The sequence below is a fragment of the Actinomyces marseillensis genome (genome assembly GCF_900155605.1).
In the GTDB taxonomy this organism is placed as follows: Bacteria; Actinomycetota; Actinomycetes; order Actinomycetales; family Actinomycetaceae; genus Pauljensenia; species Pauljensenia marseillensis.
Window position 1 is genome coordinate 1407197 of the sequence record NZ_LT707420.1, and the last position, 16317, is coordinate 1423513.

Genomic DNA, 16317 nt, shown 5'->3' on the forward strand with positions numbered 1-16317 from the left:
GTGGCTTCCTTGGAAGCCCTGAGCGTAAGTGTGAGAAACTACGAACATGCTCAGATGGCTTACTGCAGGTGAATCACACGGTCCAGCGCTGGTCGCAACTCTTGAGGGCATGCCTTCTGGGGTTGAACTGACCACCCAGACTATTCGCGATGCCCTTGCACGACGTCGTTTGGGCGCCGGACGTGGTGCGCGTCAGAAGTTTGAAGCTGACGAAGTGCGAATTCTTGGGGGAGTCCGCCATGGGCTGACAACTGGCGCTCCAATCGTGATTGAGATTGCGAATTCTGAATGGCCGAAGTGGGAGAAGGTGATGTCCGCCGATCCTGTTTCGCCCGAGGATCTTCTCGTCGACGCTGGTAAAGGTGATGAGCGTGAAGTTGCGCGAAATCGCGCGCTGACAAAACCTCGTCCCGGGCATGCAGATCTTCCGGGTGTCTTGTCTTACGATCTTGATGAAATTCGCCCGATTCTTGAGCGAGCGAGCGCACGCGAAACGGCTGCTCGCGTTGCTTTAGGAGCTTGCGTAGAGGCTTTTCTGCGTCAGCTTGCAAACATCGAACTGGTTTCCCATGTGGTTGGCGTTGGGCCATGCGAAGCGAAGTCGAGTCGCCTTCCCTTGCCATCTGATGAAGAACATCTGAATGCCTCGCCGATGCGCGCACTCGATAAGGATGATGAATCCGAATTTTTGGCATGTGTCGAGGAAACCCGCGCCGCTGGCGATACCGTTGGCGGAATCGTTGAAGTCGTGGCGTGGAATGTTCCGATTGGGGTAGGGACTCACGTTCAATCTGATCGCCGTCTTGATGCGCAGCTTGCTGCAGCCCTGATGTCCATTCAATCTGTCAAGGGCGTTGAGATCGGCGACGGATTCGCGCAATCGCGCCTGCCTGGCTCCCAGGCTCACGACGAGATTATTCGAGCCGCCGATGGAACTCTCACGAGGGCCTCGAACCGCGCTGGTGGCATAGAAGGCGGAACATCAAACGGTCAGGCGATCGTCGTGCGCGCTGCCTTTAAGCCGATCTCAACCGTGCCCCACGCTTTGAGGACGGTTGATCTTGCGACGGGTGAAGACGCACGAGCTCTTCATCAGCGCTCTGACACCTGCCAGGTGGTCCCCGGTGCAGTCATTGCCGAGGCCGAGGTCGCTTTGGTCCTTGCCCGTGCTTTGAGCGATCATGCGGGGGGTAATTCCTTGAGGGAGTGCAAGCGCAATCTTGAGGCTTACTGCGCGCATATCAGTGAGCGACTTGGACTGACGCAGTGAATGCGGCAGTGATTGTTCTCGTTGGGATGCCAGCGAGCGGCAAGAGCCGAGTTGGACGTGAGCTTGCCGCTGCACTGGGCGTCGCACACCGTGACTCTGATTCACTCATTGAAAGTAGCCAAGGGCGGAGTATCCCCGAGATATTTGCCAGCGACGGCGAGGCCGCTTTCCGCACAATCGAAGAAGAGGTCATTGGTCAGGCCCTTGAGCTTCCAGGTGTTTTGTCTCTAGGAGGCGGCGCGCTTATCAGTGCGCGCACACGTGAACGACTGCGCGGTCGGTGTGTGATCTACATCGAAGCTGAACTGAGCGAGTTGCTTCGGCGCGCTGGCGGATCGACGCGTCCACTCCTCGCTGGAAACGCGGAAGAACGCCTCAAAGAGCTGTGGGAACAGCGAAAAGACTATTTCCGTGAGGTCGCGTCGGTAACTGTTCAGACGAATGCTGGTCCATCTCAAGAAGTCGTCCAGCAAATCCTTGGCGCGTTGGGAGAGATAACCATGGTTCGTACCATTCCTGTCGAAGTAGATCAGCCCTACGATGTTGTGATCGCACGCGATTTTCCTATCGCTGCCGTCACCGAGAAACTTCGTGAAAATGCGACAAAGATCTTGATCCTGTGCGCGCCGCCGCTTCACACTTATGCGCGTTCTATGATGCGCAAACTTCAAGATCTGGGCTACACGACAATCACCCACGTTCTTCCTGATGGGGAAGATGCAAAGACAATCGATAATCTTTCTGATCTTTGGGACCTCGCCGGACGCGAGAGAATTGGGCGAGCTGATTGCGTTGTCGCGATCGGTGGGGGAGCAACGACAGATGTTGGTGGTTTCCTTGCTGCCTCCTGGCTTCGAGGAATTGACTTTATTGCGGTTCCAACGACACTTTTGGGAATGGTCGATGCCTCAGTTGGAGGAAAGACCGGTATTAACACTGCGGTGGGTAAGAACCTTGTTGGAGCTTTCCATTCTCCGCGTCGCGTCATCGTCGACCTTGACCATTTGAAGACGCTGAGCGAGCAAGACTACCGAGCGGGTTTGGGAGAGGTCGTCAAATGCGGTTTTATTGCTGATCCGCGGATCCTAGAGATCGTCGAATCTGATCCTGAGGAGATCTTTGATCCGGACGGAGAGATTATTGCTGAACTCATCGAACGTTCGATTGCGGTCAAAGCTCGTGTAGTGAGTATGGATCTGCACGAGAGTGGCCCGCGCGAGTTTCTTAATTATGGCCATACTCTGGCCCATGCCATCGAAAAGCTTGAGAACTTCGAGTTTCGCCACGGTGATGCGGTCGCCATCGGCTGCGTATTTGCGGCTCATCTTGCCCATCAGCGAGGTCTTCTTACCGAAGAAGACGTCCTTCGTCATGAGCATGACTTTGCTTCTCTTGGGTTGCCAACGCATTATCTCGATGCGTCAATCGAAGATCTTCTCAACGTCATGCTTTCCGATAAAAAGGTGCGTGCCGGCGTTTTGAGATTCGTGCTTCTTGATGGGATCGAGAATCCTGTAACACTTCCTATTACTCCCGATGAAGTGCGCGTATGCGCTGAGTCAATGGGAATGAAGCATTGAGTTCGGCTATTACCCCCAAGCTTGTTTTGGTGGGGACTTCGGGGAGCGGGAAGACGACAATTGCCCGTGAGATCGCGGCTCGATGCGGGCTCAGCGTTACCGAAGACATCGATATCCTTCAGTCAGAGTATTCGCGTTCATTCGACGAACTCGTCGCGGATGAAGATTTTCCTTTTGATCGTGCGCTTGAAGATGCCGGTGAGCGGCTTTTGAGCGGCGTGTGCGATATTGCGGTGCTCTCACCATCGCAGGCGCGTCATCAAAGAATTATCGACCGTTTGATTGCTTTGAAGAAGCAGGGGAGCGCTGTTGTTCTTCTCCAGCTTCCCATTGATCAAGCCGCGCGACGCGTTGGCCTCAATGCTCCACGCTCCGTGGGGCTTGGCGCACCACGCTCGTTATTTGCGATGATGACCCGCGAATTGGATCGCACCTACCTTGAGTTTGCTAGTTTTTCTTGTGACACTGGTTTAAAAACTCCGAGTGAGGTAGCGGAGAATATCATCGTGGCGTGTAAGATGGCCACGGTTTAAACTCACCCGATTTGGGAGGACTTTTATAGTGGCTACGACAAATGATCTGAAGAACGGCCTCGTCATGGTGATTGACGGCCAGCTGTGGCAGGTTGTTGAATTCCAGCACGTGAAGCCGGGTAAGGGCCCTGCCTTTGTGCGCACCAAGATTAAGAACGTTCTGTCCGGGAAGACCGTTGACAAGACCTTCAACGCGGGCGTCAAGATCGAAACCGCTACAGTCGATCGTCGCGATATGACGTACCTGTACCAGGATGGCTCCGATTACGTTTTCATGGATGCTTCTACCTACGAGCAGATTAACGTTCCTGCCGAGGTCGTTGGTGATGCCCGTAACTTCATGGTTGAGAACCAGGACGTCATTGTTTCTCAGCATGACGGCGCGGTTCTGTTCATCGAACTTCCCGCAACCGTCGTCTTGACGATCACCCACACCGAGCCCGGCCTGCAGGGCGATCGTTCTTCCGCTGGCACCAAGCCCGCGACCCTCGAGACCGGCTACGAGATTCAGGTTCCGCTCTTCATGGAAGAAGGAACACGAGTCAAGGTCGATACCCGCGATGGCTCTTACTCCGGACGCGTGACCGACTGATAATGTCTCACAAGAAGCACCAATTCACTTCTCGGACGAAGGCTCGCAAGCGTGCTGCCGACGTCGTTTATGAGGCCGACCAGCGTGGCATGGGCAGGAATGCGAGCGTGCTGCGCGATCTCCTTCGCGAACGCAAGGTAATCACCGCCGCACTGACTCCGCTGCCCGACTATTCGATTCAAATTATCGAAGGAGTTGCCGATGAGCTGTATCGGATTGATCGGCTCATTGATTCTCATGCGCGAACGGGCTTAGATCGAGTTCCTGCGGTCGACCGCGCAGTTTTGCGCGTCGCGGTGTGGGAAATGCTGTCAAACTCCGAAGACGTTCCTCCGGTGATTGCGATTGACGAGGCGATTTCCATCGTCAAGTCGATTTCCACCGAAGAGTCTGCGGGCTTCGTCAACGCCATCCTTGACGCCATTCGCCGAGACATCGAATCACCGAGCTGGTCTCGTCAATCTGTTCAGGAATCTGAAGATGACATCGACGATGAGCTCAGTGCCGATGAAATCAACGAATTGGATGACCTCTTAGACGAGTACTAAAACGTCATAATGTGTAAACGGGGTGCTTTCGGGCACCCCGTTTACACTATAGGGGACACTTCCGAGAGTGTGAGATATGCCATATTTAGTAATTTGTGTTGACGCGCATACTTCCGGTGGACATCACCACACGTGGAACTCAACGTCTCTTCTTAGTTCCGTCAATCGGTGACGGGTCGGCAAAGGTGATGCGCATCCGATGCAGGTCAGCGGCAGTTTCTCGTAGACAGTAATGCGTGTAGTAGAAACTGAAGCTCTGCAGTTTTTCCGGGTTTGCGAGTCTCTGCTCCGTAATAGTCGCTCGTTGCGAAGCTGCTTCTCACGCCTTTAGCTCGTGGAAATTCGCGATTTGTCGGTTGCATTTGCACCAAAAATCATCAAGAAAGTGCGATGCTATTCCTGTCAGGGGAATCTAGAAAAGGAGCGTAGTGAGATGGCACTGCCAGATCTAACTCCGCAACAGCGAGCCGAGGCTCTGGAAAAGGCGACGCGCGCTCGTCGTCGGCGCGCTGAGGTGAAGAATGCGCTCAAATCGCGAGAGCTCACTCTTTCAGAGGTCATTGATATGGCCGCTAGTGATGAAGCAATCGCGAAGATGAAGGTGCGTTCTTTGCTTGAAGCCCTGCCCAGAGTCGGTGTGAGTACTGCTGAAGCTCTCATGAACGAGATCAAGATTGCGCCTTCTAGACGTGTTCGTGGTCTTGGGCAGGTTCAGCGAGAGGAACTGATTCGCCGCTTCGGCTGAAGTTTCGGCTTCACTGTGGCAGCATACAGGCATGTCTACTTCCAAAGTTACCGTTATCGCCGGCCCAACGGCTGTCGGCAAAGGCACCGTTATTGCACGTTTGCGTGAGCGTTTTCCTCAAGTTGAGCTTTCAATCTCAATGACGACGCGTTCTCCTCGCCCCGGTGAAGTAGACGGAGTGCACTACCACTTTGTTTCCGAAGAGGAATTCCTTCGGCTCGTCGATTCAGGGCAGATGCTCGAATGGGCGCTTGTTCATGGCAAGTATCACTACGGAACTCCGCGAGGGCCTGTTGATGACGCCGTGAAGAGGGGAGTTCCCTTCCTCCTCGAGATCGATATTGCAGGCGTGCGCCAAGTCCGGGAGTCATTGCCGGATGCGCAGTTCGTTTTTCTTGCGCCTCCTTCGTGGGAAGAGCTTGTTGCTCGCCTCGTGAATCGAGGAACTGAAGATGCTGCTGAGCAGGAACGTCGACTTCTCACGGCAAAGACTGAGCTTGCAGCAGAAGATGAGTTTGATGTCACTGTTGTCAATGATGATTTGGAAACCGCCGTCGAGGAACTCGCCCAAATCATGGGGCTAGAATAGAATTTAGTTCTCGCTCATTACATCAGGAGAGATTTGCATGTCCGGAATTGTTGCACAGCCAGAAGGTATCACCTACCCGCCGATCGATGATCTGCTCGAACACGTTGATTCGAAGTACGCCCTGGTGATCTTTGCGGCCCGTCGTGCACGTCAGATCAATTCCTACAACATCCAGCTGGAGCAGAACATGATCCAGTTTGTTGGCCCTGTTGTCGATACTGAAGTTGACGAGAAGCCTTTGGCAATCGCACTTCGTGAGATTGATGAAGGCCTGTTGACCCTTGAGTCAGCACCTCAAGCCTGAGCACAAGCCCGCGCACATCGTTCTCGGTGTTTCTGCGGGCATTGCTGCATATAAAGCCGTATTCCTGCTTCGCCTGCTCCAAAAGGAAGGCTTCACAGTATCGGTTGTCCCGACTCCGGCGTCCCTTGCGTTTGTCGGCAAGACTACGTGGGAAGGGTTGACGCAGAAGTGCGTGTTCACCGACGTCTTTCATGGCGGAGGCGCCGATCATGTGGAGCTTGCTCGGAATTGTGATGCGCTTGTTATCGCTCCGGCTACTGCCGACCTTATCGCCCGCATTGCACACGGACAGGCAAATGATCTGCTTACTACAACTGTCCTAGCGAGTTCGTGTCCAGTTATCGTGGCCCCCGCGATGCACACGCAGATGTGGAACGCTTCGGCGACGCAAGACAATATCAAAACCCTTCACGAACGTGGGTTTATTATCGTCGGTCCGGAGAAAGGCGATTTAGCTTCGGGGGACTCTGGCGCTGGGCGAATGAGCGAACCGGAGGATATCGCCGCACAGGTAAGCCGCATTCTTGCCTCGAGCGGCGAGCTTTTTGGCAAGAAAATCATCGTTACCGCAGGTGGTACTCGCGAGGCGCTTGACCCAGTTCGTTTCCTCGGGAATCGGTCCAGCGGTCGACAGGGAATCGAGATTGCTAAAGAAGCTGCGCGGCGTGGTGCGGATGTGACCCTGGTTGCCTCCAATATTGAGGCTTCGCTTCTCCCACGGGAATGCACTGTTATTCCAGCTTCTAGCGCCGCTGAGGTGCACTCGGTGCTTTTCGAAAAACTCCAGTCGTGCGACGCACTCGTTATGGCGGCGGCGGTCGCCGATTACCGCCCAAAGGCCCCTGCGGCCTCGAAAATCAAAAAAGAAGAGCAGGGCGCTGCACCGCCAATAATCCAGCTGGAAGAAACTACGGACATTCTCAAGGCCGTTACTTCTTCGCCCCAACGTCCCTCAGTTGTCATCGGATTCGCTGCAGAAACCGGCGATCCTCAGACCGTTCTTGAATATGGTCGAGCGAAAGCACGGCGGAAGAACGCCGACTACTTAGCAGTGAACGCCGTAGGGGAGAGCCTCGGTTTTGGAGACGTACCGAACTATGTGTATGTGATGGATGCCCAAGGCTCCCTTGTCACCGAAGGAGGCGGGACGAAGGCCGACGTCGCCCGCACCCTAGTTGATCTAATTGCCGAACGCCTAACTACGATAGAAGCGTGAGTGACATGAGAAAATACTTTACTTCCGAATCCGTGACCGAAGGCCATCCTGATAAGGTCTGCGATCGTATCTCTGATTCCATCTTGGACGCGCTTCTCGAGGCGGATCCTCGCTCACGTGTGGCTGTTGAAACCATGGTGACCACCGGCTTGGTGCACGTAGCCGGAGAGGTTTCGACGGATGCATACGTCGAGATTCCCCAAATCGTACGCGAGCAGATTCTTGAGATCGGATATGACTCCTCCTGCATGGGCTTTGACGGAGCCTCCTGCGGCGTTTCGGTCTCGATCGGCGCTCAGAGTAGCGATATTGCCCAGGGCGTTGACCACTCACTCGAAACGCGTACATCTTCAAGCGAAGATCGCCGTGAATCACAGGGCGCCGGCGATCAAGGAATGATGTTCGGTTACGCCTCTGATGAGACGCCGGACTTGATGCCGGCTCCCATTTGGCTTGCCCACAAGCTCGCCGAACGTCTTGCATACGTTCGTCACCAGGGACTTGCCCACGGCCTACGCCCGGACGGTAAAACTCAGGTCACGCTGGCCTACGACGAACAGGGGGTTCCCCGCGAACTTGATACCCTCGTCATTTCAACGCAGCATGACCCCGAACTTTCGATGACAGACCTGGATGAGCAACTGCGAGCCTTGGTTGTTGCCCCGGTCCTTGAAGAGGCTGGTTTGGAGTTATCGACTTCTTCGATGAAGCTTTTGGTCAATCCCTCTGGGCGCTTCGTCATTGGTGGACCCGCAGGTGATGCCGGGCTGACCGGACGTAAAATTATCGTCGACACATACGGAGGTATGGCCCGTCACGGGGGTGGAGCATTCTCAGGTAAGGATCCCTCCAAGGTCGACCGTTCTGCAGCCTATGCTGCTCGCTGGATCGCGAAGAATATCGTCGCTGCCGGATATGCCAAGCGCTGCGAAATTCAGCTAGCTTACGCGATTGGTCGCGCACATCCGGTTGGTTTGTACGTGGAGACCTTCGGAACCGGGAGCGTAAGTGATGATGCTTTGACCGAGGCCATTACTCGTTGCTTTGATCTTCGCCCGGCCGGTATCATCGAGGACCTCGATCTGCTACGTCCAATCTATGCACGCACATCCTCTTATGGGCATTTTGGTCGCAATATCTTCCCTTGGGAGCAGACCGATCGAGTATCGATGCTGAAGGATATTCTCGGATGAGCACATCTGAACTCTCGTCGCGAGCACCACACCGGGGAACTGCCATCGAAATGGCAATCTCAGGTGTGATTGGCCTGTGTGCTTCCTTCGTCCTTTCAATCGAAGCCTGGCAGCTTGCTTCCGATGATGGCCGCAGGTTTAGCTGCGATGTCTCGTCGGTCTTGTCATGTTCAGCTGTTGCTTCGACGCCGCAGGCGCGCGTGCTTGGATTCCCCAACGCTTTCCTCGGAATCTTCTTCGAGGCCATTGTGCTGGCAGTTTCTTTTGCCCTCATCGCGGGAGTTCGCTTCCCCAAGTGGTACATCCTGTGCGTCGAAGCGCTCTACACAATTGGCGTGCTCTTTGCCTATTGGCTCTTCACTCAGTCGTACTTCGTCATTCATGTCCTGTGTCCTTGGTGTTTACTGATCACGATCACCACAACACTGGTCTGGTTTGGATTGACTCGAGTGTGTATCAAGCAAGGCGTGCTCCCAGCACCGAACTGGTGGAAAGCTGTGATGAAGTCCGGTGGTGACTGGCTGGTTGCTGTTCTCGTTATCACCGCGATCCTCGCAATGATCGCCTTCAGATATGGTCCGCTTCTTTTCGGATAACTAAGATCAGAGTCAATCGGTCTCCAAATGCCAGCGCCATGTGATGAACTAGAGGCATGGTGATGGAAGAAATTGCACTCCCAGGCTTCCAGCTCGAGGATGTTGAACCTCGGCTGATCGCACGGGTGTATGTTGATACGGATCTTCCACACCTGGATCGTCCCTTGGACTATCTGGTTCCTCAAGCTTGGGAAAATATCGATCTTTCCGGATACATCGTCCAAGTTCCTTTGAGCGGATCAAAACGCGTGGGATGGGTCCTCTCATGTGAACGCGTAGATACTCCAAGTCCAACCATCCGCGAACTGATAGACGTGGTGTCCTCTTGCTCAGTAGTGGCACCACAGACGTTTTCTCTCGCTCGGTATATCGCTGACCGCTACTTGTCAACCGTCTCTGCGGTCTTAAGTCTTGCGATTCCGCCACGACGTGCATCAGTCGAAAAAGAGAAACACCTTCCCTTTGATGGAGACATCAAGACGCAGCGTGATGCCAGCGCATGGCAGCCCTACCCATACGGAACGAACTTCATTGAGCATTTAGAACAGGGAGACCATCCACGTTGTGTCTGGACTTCAATTCCGGGACGTTCCACGCAAGAAATCGCTCAACTTACCAGCGCGACATTGACGTCCAAGCGTTCAACATTGATCATTACGCCGACGCAGCGTTCGGCACAGCGTCTGAGCTGCGACCTTGAAGATCTTCTCTCGGTGCCCGTTGCGCTTTACACTGCAGAGCAATCTGCTGTTGAACGTTATCGAACTTACCGACAATGCAGCCAAGGTTCACATCGCATTGTCGTTGGCACACGTTCGGCAGCATGGCTTCCCATGAAAGATTTAGGTTTAATCATCATCTGGGGAGATGGAGACGACCACCTTCGAGAGATTCGCAATCCACGTACCGATGCGCTTGATATTGCGGTTGCACGCGCACACCTTGAACACGTTGCAATGGCTGTGGGCAGTTTTAGCCGTTCGGTAAAAGCCCAGTATCTTGTCATGCGCAAGTGGGCGATCTCGCTCAATCCAGAAAGAGAAGTGCTGCGTGAATCAACGGGGCGTTTCTTTGTATCCGATGATCTTGACGATGAACGCCAGGGGAGGGCAGCGCATGCTCTGCTGCCGCCCGATGCCTACGCGTGTATTCGCCGCGGCCTGACAGAAGGCCCAGTGCTCATCCTTGCCCCAAACGCGGGTTACATTCCCGTTGTCGGCTGCGAGCGCTGCGGGGCACCAGCGCGTTGCGAAGTTTGTTCGGGGCCTCTCACACTATCGCGTGATCAGAGCATCGTTTGTGCCTGGTGTTCCCGGGCAACACACAACTGGCGATGCATGAAATGCCAAGGGACCGCTTTGCGGTGGTGGCGGATTGGCTCCGAACGCATTGGTGAAGAGCTCGGACGTTCATTTACTCAGGTTCCCCTCCTTATTTCGCAAGGTATTGATGAGCAGCGCCCGGAAATCAACGCCTCGCCGCGAATTGTTGTCGCCACAGCAGGTGCACAGCCCGATGCCGAATCGGGGTACGCTGCTTTGATTATTCCCTCCGCAGCAGCATTGGCCTCACGACCGGAACTTTGGGCCCCCGAAGAAGCGCTTCGCCGCTGGCTCACTACAGCAGCTCTGGTACGGCCACAGGGCCAGATTTGGGTCTCTGCGGGATTAGATCAACCTCTTGCGCAGGCGCTCATTCGCTGGAATCCCGAAGAATACATCCAGCGCATTTTGGATGAGCGCCAAGTACTTCGTTTTCCTCCCACTGCTTCCATCGTTGCGATTGACGGCCCAGAAGATCAGCTCAACAGCTTCTGCAAAGAATTACCCGCTGAGCTTATCGGTATTGTCGACGCACCACGCAGCGATAGACGCACACCGAATCAGGGAATACGTCGTGCGCTCATTCGATGCAATACCGAAGACTACCCACAGCTTGCACGTGTCCTGCGAGAGCGCTCGGGTGTACGTTCAGCGCGTAAACTCTATCCGCTACGACTGACGCTCAATCCCCCTGAGCTGTTCTAAAGAACCGCTAGACTATGCCTGTGCGAATTGTTTTTGCTGGTACCCCCGAAGCGGCGTTACCAACCCTCAATGCCCTAGTTGCCTCTTCTCATGAAGTCGTTGGAGTGATTACACGACCGCCTGCGCGAAGCGGTCGCGGACGTGCGCTGGTTCCATCTCCTGTGGCATCGCGCGCAGCGGAGCTCGGTATTGACCTGTATGAGACTTCCTCACTCAAGAACGATGAGGCCTATGAGCGTATTGCTCATTGGAAGGCTGATATCGCCGTCGTTGTTGCCTACGGCGCACTGATCCCACTGCGTATTCTCAACATGTTGCCGCACGGTTGGCTCAATCTGCATTTTTCGAATCTTCCTGAATTTCGTGGTGCAGCCCCGGTTCAATGGGCGATCCTTTCGGGGTGCGAAGAGACCGCGTCATCCGTATTCCAGCTCGAAGAAGGCCTCGATACAGGCCCCGTGTTCTCGCGACTTCCCATTGCTATCGCGGATCAAACCAGTGGTGAGCTCCTTGAAGAGATGGCGGTTGCCGGCTCCCGCCAAGTCGTAGAAGTCGTCGATTCGATTAACTTGGGCAGCGCGCACTCTCAGCCGCAGATTATCGATCCAACTGTTGAGCTTCACTATGCCCGGCGTCTAGAAGTTACTGACGGGGCCGTCTCCTTCACTGACAGTGCTCGGCAGACGTGGCAGCAGATTCGAGCTGTCATTCCAAGCCCCGGTGCCTTTACGCTCTTGAATGGCCAACGGCTCAAGCTTGGCAAAGCTTCTCTGACCGACATCCCTACTCCCGGCCCTGGACGTTTGATCGTTTCGAAGAAGAGCGTTCTTGTTGGGTGTGCAGATTTCTGTCTCGAACTTGGAGAAGTCGCCCCCGCGGGCAAGAAATGGATGGAAGCTGCCGCTTGGGCACGTGGTGCCAGGTTGAATGACGATGATCGTCTAGGCGAAGGGCTTGAGCACTGATGGCAACGCACAGGTATTCGGACGGTTACCGCTCTTTCCGCGAAGCAGATGCACCGCGGCAGATTGCGTACGAAGTTCTGCGCCTAGTACGCGAAGACGATGCCTACGCGAACCTTGTACTTCCCAAGGTGCTTAAGGAGTTTGAACATCGTGAGCACATCGATCAACGAGATCGTGCTTTCGCGGTTGAACTCACGTATGGTTCGCTGCGCGAACAAGGATTCCTCGACTGGGTAATTGCCCGGAATTCCTCCCGTCCTCTTGCACAGATTGAGGGCGCTATTGTTGACATCCTTCGTTTGGGAACCTATCAGCTCTTGCGTATGCGAGTACCCGACCATGCCGCGGTTTCCCAGACCGTAGATTTGGCGCGCCAGTATCTCAGTGCGGGGCCTGCAAAGTTTATTAACGCTGTTTTGCGTTCGATTATCCGAGAAGGCGATGACGCCCGGCGTGAAGCATTAGACGCGTGCGATGAGACTCAGCGCCTTGCAATCGAGTATTCGCACCCGCAATGGATGGTCGAAGAATATACGAAAGCACTCGTGGCGAATGGCTGCGAGGCCTCGGAAATTCGTGAGCTTTTGGCGGCGAACAATCGAGCGCCCTACGTTTCCTTGGTTGCGCGCCCGGGTTTAATCGATGTTGATGATCTCGCTGATCAATGCGGCGAGTATTTACATACACGTATCGCTGATGGTGAGGTTTCGCCTTATGCGATTCTCCTCGAATCTGGCGACCCTGCACGTATTCCCGCAATCCGGCAGCGTAGGGCTGCGGTTCAGGATGAGGGCTCGCAGCTTGCGGCAATTGTCGCTGCTTCTATCCCGGTGGAAGGCTCGGATGCTCAATGGCTTGACTTGTGTGCGGGGCCTGGTGGAAAAGCGGCGTTAGTTGCAGCGCTTGGCGGTGCTCGCGGAGCGTACCTTATTGCTAATGAGATTCACCCACACCGCGCACGTCTCGTTGAACGTACCCTCGAACACCTCGATAACACAGAGGTGGTCTGCGCTGATGGAACACAATTCGGTGGAGATACCTCCCGTTGGCAGTTGGGATCTTTCGATCGCGTCATTATTGATGCGCCCTGCTCTGGTTTAGGCTCGATGCGTCGACGTCCGGAGTCCAGGTGGCGCAGGCAGCCCGAAGACCTCGAGCAATTAGTGACAATCCAAGAGCAGCTTCTTGACCGAGGAATTGCTTTGACCAGAAGTGGCGGTGTGATCGTCTATGTAACCTGCTCGCCGGTCATCGCTGAGACACATGAGCAGATTTCGCGTGTGCTCTCAGGCGGTCAGGTTGAGCTGATTAATCTTGCGCCTGTAGCTGCACAGATCACGCCACGCCCCCTCGACCTTCCCCAAAGCCAGGGCATTGCTGCCTCAACACTCCAGCTGTGGGAACACCGTAACGAAACTGACCTTATGTTCATTGCTGCACTCAGAAAACTCTAAGACCGCCAGGAGATACCATGACGATCCCCGTCATTTCGCCATCGATTCTCAATTGCAATATCGCTCGACTCGAGGATGAACTCACGAAGATTTCGAGCGCTGATATCGCCCACGTTGATGTCATGGACAACCACTTTGTTCCGAATCTGACGTGGGGGCTTCCCGTCGTCGAGGCCTGCGTTCGAACCGGTATTATGCCCATCGATGCGCACCTCATGATTGCGGACCCCGACCGCTGGGCGCCCGCCTATGCCGAGGTTGGCTGCGCATCCGTGACTTTCCACGCCGAGGCCGCGGGTGCACCAATCCGAACCGCTCGGGAGATCCGTCATTTTGGAGCGCGAGCTGCTCTTGCCCTCAAGCCTTCAACAGATATCGCTCCCTACATCGATTTGCTTCCCGAGTTCGACATGATTCTTGTTATGACTGTTGAACCTGGATTTGGGGGTCAAAGCTTCTTAGATACGATGCTTCCCAAGATCCGCAGGACTCGCGAAGCAATCGATGCTTCCGCACTCGATATTTCAATTCAAGTCGATGGGGGAGTTTCTCGTTCGACGATCGAGCAGGCCGCTGAAGCAGGAGCGACAAACTTTGTCGCGGGTTCTGCAATTTTCCGCGCTGAAGACGCATATGAAGAGATTGCAACTTTGCGTTCTCTTGCTCACTCACACATGCACTAGAAATGACACCCGCATCGCGACGTGCCACAATGATCGTGTACTTCGGGGTCGGTGTAAGTCCGAGCCGGCGGTGATAGTCCGCGACCCGCAATACCTATTGCGGTTGAACTGGTGAAACTCCAGTACCGACAGTTAAAGCCTGGATGGGAGAAGTAGTTGAGCGGGTTTGTACCCCGCTGAGCGGCTGCATAGCTCGAAGTGCGGGAAGGAATACCGTGAAGCGTCGAGCCTCTCGCCGTCTCATTGTTTTCGCCCCGCTGCTTGTTCTTGCATGTGTTGTCCTTATTTGGTGGGCCATCACTGCGTGGAGCGGGATTCAAGCGTGGCGTCTTCCTTCGCCGTACGCCGTCCTCGCCCGAGGATACTCCCTTATTCAACAGTCCTCTCTCTGGCTCGCGTTTGCGCGTACAGGCGGAGAGGCTCTAGTCGGCGGACTCGTCGGCGTGTGTATCGCACTGCCTCTGAGCTACTGCATCTTCCGTTTTCAGACGCTATCGGATGCGATTGAACCTCTTCTTGGGGCCTCTCAAGCGCTCCCTGCGGTTGCCCTCGCGCCTTTTTTGGTGCTCTGGTTTGGATACGGTCTTGTTCCGATTTCTATGCTTTGCGCATTGATCGCTTTTTTCCCGATCCTCATTTCTGCTCTTGTGGGTCTTCGATCTCTTGATCGTCAGGTCTGTGAGGCTGCTCAGCTCGATGGAGCGGCCGGCCTCACGATGGCTTTGCGAATTGAGATTCCACTAGCCTCACCGGCAATTCTTGCCGGAATTCGTAACGGTTTCACCCTCTCAATTACGGGTGCAGTCGTTGGCGAAATGGTGATGGGAGGAAAAGGCCTCGGAATGTTGCTCTCACAAATGCGAACGAATGTCGACACTGCGGGAATGTTTGTTGTCATCATTCTCCTGTGTCTCCAAGCAGTACTGATCTACTTGCTCATGTCTGCTTGGGAAGCGCGGGCACGCGTCATGGTGGAAACCGACTAGTACGAACATGTGATTGGAGAGCATGATGCGTCCTGTATTACGTAAGGTTGCCGCACTCGCTGCGGGAGTAATTCTACTCGGTGGATGTCACGGTGGAACTCACTCAAGCGGTGCAACTGTTATCGGTCTAACCTACGTTCCAAACGTCCAGTTTTCTGGCATCTACCTTGCCCTAGACAATGGGAACTATTCTTCCCACAAACTCAACGTCGAGCTTCGTCATCACGGCAACGACGAAGGCGTTTTCACGGCGCTCGTGAGCGGAGATGAACAAGTTGTTCTGGCAACCGGCGACGAAGTCGTCCAAGCGCGCTCTCAGGGAATGGACGTCATCTCGGTAGCGACCTATTACCGCGAACAACCCAATGTGATTCTGACGAGGAAAGACACCGGAATTAAGACCGTCGGTGACCTTAAAGGAAAGAAAGTTGGGATCCCGGGGGAGTACGGATCTTCTTGGCTCGCTCTTCAGGCGTACCTTGCAAGCGCAAACATGACGCCCTCTGACGTCAACGTTATGTCGATTGGCTATACCCAGACCTCTGCTTTGGGTAAGGGGGACGTCGACGCAATTGTCGGTTTTGCCAATAACGAGGCCGTACAGCTTTCCGCCGCTGGAGTTGATGCACAGGCGGTGGAATGTGACTGCACTATTCCACTCGTGTCAGCTTCTCTGGTGACAACACCCCAGTGGGCAAAAGATCATGCGAACGAACTTAAAGAGTTGCTGGCAGCTACTCAGGAAGGCATGACGACTGCCGTCGAACACCCTGATCAAGCCTTTGCAGCGACCGAGAAACGCGATACGACACTGAGTGACGAGAAAACTCGAGAAACAGCGACGAAGATTCTGACTGCGACGAATCTGCTGATTCTTGGCGCGAATTCGACAGTTTCGCTTGAACAGGATACGAGCAGATGGAACGAAATGCTGAGCTTTATGTCATCGGTTTCCGGGCTACTTCAACAAGACGTGTCGCTTGATCAAGTGATGACTAACGATTACGTACCACGGTCGTAGTTCTAGTATTTTCCG

At 54.5% G+C, this 16317-nt stretch carries 17 protein-coding genes and 1 riboswitch; all 17 genes read left to right on the top strand.

The genetic code is table 11. The annotated features are described in order from the left end of the window. The first annotated feature begins 46 nt into the window (after positions 1-46). The 17 genes from aroC (at position 47) to BQ8011_RS06320 (ending at position 16302) form a co-directional block, all read left to right on the top strand. A complete protein-coding gene (gene aroC, locus BQ8011_RS06240) occupies positions 47-1270 on the top strand; it encodes a chorismate synthase (RefSeq protein ID WP_034503251.1) in 1224 nt (407 codons plus the stop codon). Continuing rightward, entirely contained in the window at positions 1267-2850 is a 1584-nt protein-coding gene (gene aroB, locus BQ8011_RS06245; protein WP_231945282.1) for a 3-dehydroquinate synthase, read from the top strand. Before aroC ends, aroB begins: the two co-directional genes overlap by 4 nt. After that, positions 2847-3383: a shikimate kinase gene (locus BQ8011_RS06250; protein ID WP_072455731.1), complete on the top strand. Its 537-nt coding sequence runs from the start codon at positions 2847-2849 to the stop codon at positions 3381-3383. Before aroB ends, BQ8011_RS06250 begins: the two co-directional genes overlap by 4 nt. A gap of 28 nt (positions 3384-3411) precedes the next feature. Then, complete coding sequence (gene efp / locus BQ8011_RS06255; protein ID WP_034503263.1) at positions 3412-3975, top strand: elongation factor P; 564 nt, start codon at positions 3412-3414, stop codon at positions 3973-3975. Between the two features lie 2 nt (positions 3976-3977). Next, entirely contained in the window at positions 3978-4523 is a 546-nt protein-coding gene (nusB, locus tag BQ8011_RS06260) for a transcription antitermination factor NusB (RefSeq protein WP_072455733.1), read from the top strand. Positions 4524-4956: 433 nt separating this feature from the next. Then, entirely contained in the window at positions 4957-5268 is a 312-nt protein-coding gene (gene mihF / locus BQ8011_RS06265; protein WP_034503267.1) for an integration host factor, actinobacterial type, read from the top strand. A gap of 31 nt (positions 5269-5299) precedes the next feature. After that, positions 5300-5857, top strand: coding sequence for a guanylate kinase (gmk, locus tag BQ8011_RS06270; RefSeq protein ID WP_034503270.1), 558 nt, complete (start codon positions 5300-5302; stop codon positions 5855-5857). A 37-nt stretch (positions 5858-5894) separates the two neighbouring features. Next, complete coding sequence (gene rpoZ, locus BQ8011_RS06275; protein ID WP_034503272.1) at positions 5895-6161, top strand: DNA-directed RNA polymerase subunit omega; 267 nt, start codon at positions 5895-5897, stop codon at positions 6159-6161. Beyond that, positions 6139-7377: a bifunctional phosphopantothenoylcysteine decarboxylase/phosphopantothenate--cysteine ligase CoaBC gene (gene coaBC / locus BQ8011_RS06280; RefSeq protein WP_072455735.1), complete on the top strand. Its 1239-nt coding sequence runs from the start codon at positions 6139-6141 to the stop codon at positions 7375-7377. Before rpoZ ends, coaBC begins: the two co-directional genes overlap by 23 nt. 5 nt (positions 7378-7382) lie before the next feature. Continuing rightward, complete coding sequence (gene metK, locus BQ8011_RS06285; RefSeq protein WP_072455737.1) at positions 7383-8570, top strand: methionine adenosyltransferase; 1188 nt, start codon at positions 7383-7385, stop codon at positions 8568-8570. Further along, positions 8567-9166, top strand: a complete 600-nt coding sequence (locus tag BQ8011_RS06290; protein WP_052040918.1) for a vitamin K epoxide reductase family protein — start codon at positions 8567-8569, stop codon at positions 9164-9166. The genes metK and BQ8011_RS06290 overlap by 4 nt, the downstream gene beginning before the upstream one ends. A 62-nt stretch (positions 9167-9228) precedes the next feature. Beyond that, positions 9229-11193 (top strand): primosomal protein N' family DNA-binding protein, encoded by a 1965-nt coding sequence (locus tag BQ8011_RS06295; RefSeq protein WP_231945283.1) that lies wholly within the window; start codon positions 9229-9231, stop codon positions 11191-11193. Between the two features lie 20 nt (positions 11194-11213). Continuing rightward, positions 11214-12158, top strand: a complete 945-nt coding sequence (gene fmt / locus BQ8011_RS06300; RefSeq protein WP_072457707.1) for a methionyl-tRNA formyltransferase — start codon at positions 11214-11216, stop codon at positions 12156-12158. Then, positions 12158-13612 carry a transcription antitermination factor NusB gene (locus BQ8011_RS06305; protein WP_072455741.1) on the top strand — a complete coding sequence of 485 codons (1455 nt, stop codon included), beginning with the start codon at positions 12158-12160 and terminating at the stop codon, positions 13610-13612. Before fmt ends, BQ8011_RS06305 begins: the two co-directional genes overlap by 1 nt. 17 nt (positions 13613-13629) lie before the next feature. Further along, entirely contained in the window at positions 13630-14295 is a 666-nt protein-coding gene (gene rpe, locus BQ8011_RS06310; protein WP_072455743.1) for a ribulose-phosphate 3-epimerase, read from the top strand. Between the two features lie 34 nt (positions 14296-14329). Beyond that, a riboswitch (FMN riboswitch) is annotated at positions 14330-14454 on the top strand. Between the two features lie 56 nt (positions 14455-14510). Beyond that, complete coding sequence (locus BQ8011_RS06315) at positions 14511-15281, top strand: ABC transporter permease (RefSeq protein ID WP_034503289.1); 771 nt, start codon at positions 14511-14513, stop codon at positions 15279-15281. Between the two features lie 22 nt (positions 15282-15303). Beyond that, the gene (locus BQ8011_RS06320) at positions 15304-16302 is read left to right on the top strand and encodes an ABC transporter substrate-binding protein (protein ID WP_231945284.1); all 999 of its coding nucleotides are present in this window, start codon (positions 15304-15306) and stop codon (positions 16300-16302) included. The last annotated feature ends 15 nt before the right edge of the window (positions 16303-16317 follow it).

Coding starts and splice junctions, on each gene's coding strand:
- aroC (WP_034503251.1), top strand. CDS start 47: ATGCTCAGATGGCTTACTGCAGGTGAATCACACGGTCCAGCGCTGGTC.
- nusB (WP_072455733.1), top strand. CDS start 3,978: ATGTCTCACAAGAAGCACCAATTCACTTCTCGGACGAAGGCTCGCAAG.
- mihF (WP_034503267.1), top strand. CDS start 4,957: ATGGCACTGCCAGATCTAACTCCGCAACAGCGAGCCGAGGCTCTGGAA.
- gmk (WP_034503270.1), top strand. CDS start 5,300: ATGTCTACTTCCAAAGTTACCGTTATCGCCGGCCCAACGGCTGTCGGC.
- rpoZ (WP_034503272.1), top strand. CDS start 5,895: ATGTCCGGAATTGTTGCACAGCCAGAAGGTATCACCTACCCGCCGATC.
- metK (WP_072455737.1), top strand. CDS start 7,383: ATGAGAAAATACTTTACTTCCGAATCCGTGACCGAAGGCCATCCTGAT.
- BQ8011_RS06290 (WP_052040918.1), top strand. CDS start 8,567: ATGAGCACATCTGAACTCTCGTCGCGAGCACCACACCGGGGAACTGCC.
- BQ8011_RS06295 (WP_231945283.1), top strand. CDS start 9,229: ATGGAAGAAATTGCACTCCCAGGCTTCCAGCTCGAGGATGTTGAACCT.
- BQ8011_RS06305 (WP_072455741.1), top strand. CDS start 12,158: ATGGCAACGCACAGGTATTCGGACGGTTACCGCTCTTTCCGCGAAGCA.
- rpe (WP_072455743.1), top strand. CDS start 13,630: ATGACGATCCCCGTCATTTCGCCATCGATTCTCAATTGCAATATCGCT.
- BQ8011_RS06320 (WP_231945284.1), top strand. CDS start 15,304: ATGATGCGTCCTGTATTACGTAAGGTTGCCGCACTCGCTGCGGGAGTA.